Below are 1,255 nucleotides of genomic sequence, written 5' to 3'. Positions count from 1 at the left end.
CCTTTAGTGCATCTATTAATGAACTGCATGAAAGATTAAGTGAATTGGGATTTGGAGATTTCGGACCTGCACATGGCTTTATGTTTAAATATATTATTCCTAATGGAGCGACAGGTATAGAACTAGCTGAGTATTTAGGAATTACCAAGCAGGCTGTAAGTAAAATGGTGGATTGTCTTGAAAAAAGGGGTTATGTATTACGTAAAGCTCATCCGACTGATAAGAGAGGGAARATTATTGTTTTGACCGAACGAGGWTGGTTAGTAGTGAAGGCAAAAGAGAAGATACTAACTGAGATTGAGGGACGTTGGAGTGAAAACATAGGTACTGAACGAATGCAAATGCTCAAAAAAGATTTATCAAAGTTAGTTTTTGAAGAAAATGAAGGTAAATTATCATCGAGTGTAARACCTATTTGGTAAAAATAGAGCTAATAAAGGGGACTTTCAAGCGTGATTAAATTCGTACTAACAGTGTAGCGTTTGTAATTATATAAATTAGCAGCAATGTTTGTGAAGAATTRYACTTAAAMTAACGGAGGAGTTAGTTAAAGATCATTGGGCTGCTTATGGCAGAGAGGTGCGTAGACTTATAACCATGTTATAAGATAATTAATAATTTAACTATAAATATATATATAAAAACAATCTTGTGTAAAACATAAAAATCCGCCCCTTTTAATAGAGCGAATTTTTATGTTTTTTTGTATGTGTATGTTAATAGATTCTGCGAAGTTATTAATTCCACAATCCTGCTTTTTCAAGTTTCTGTTTACCTTTAAATGCAACGAATACTAATACTACATTGATGATTAACATAGCAGCAATTGCGTATAGCACTGATGTATAGCTACCTGTTAATTCGAATACGAAGCCATATCCAGGTAATGCAACAATACCAGCGAGTGCTAAACCAAGAGCAGCAGTAGCGTAGATTTGAGCGTAATCTTTAAGACCGAATAGAGCTGATGTTAGAAGTGGTACTAATGTTCCTAGAGATGCAACAACAAAACCATAAATACCAATAGCTAAGTTGAACATTAACGGGTTTTCTGGAACTGTTAAAAGAATAGCAACTGGAACTAAACCTAATAGCATTGCGAAGATTGCTGTGTTTTTAGCACCAATCTTATCGCTTAAAATACCGAATGCAAGCGCACCGATTAATACACCGAATTGCCAACCGCCCATTGCAGAACCAGCAAATTTAATATCGTAACCTAAGCCCATTGCGAATGGTGCAACGTGTTGACCGA

General features: G+C 35.4%; 2 protein-coding genes. One reads left to right on the top strand and one right to left on the bottom strand.

What is annotated here, in order from left to right; all coding sequences use genetic code 11:
- Positions 1 to 422 (top strand): MarR family winged helix-turn-helix transcriptional regulator (locus AC1DUW_RS29530; protein WP_477644264.1); only part of this gene is annotated, 422 nt, incomplete at its 5' end.
- Between the two features lie 315 nt (positions 423 to 737).
- Here the strand turns inward: AC1DUW_RS29530 and AC1DUW_RS29525 are convergent.
- Positions 738 to 1,255, bottom strand: a 518-nt coding sequence (locus AC1DUW_RS29525; protein ID WP_477644263.1) for an MFS transporter, incomplete at its 5' end; no start/stop codon positions are given.

This window comes from Peribacillus sp. P4_C12 (assembly GCF_056402095.1).
The sequence above is the reverse complement of the archived record's forward strand: the minus strand, read 5'-3'. Positions and strand labels throughout refer to the sequence as shown.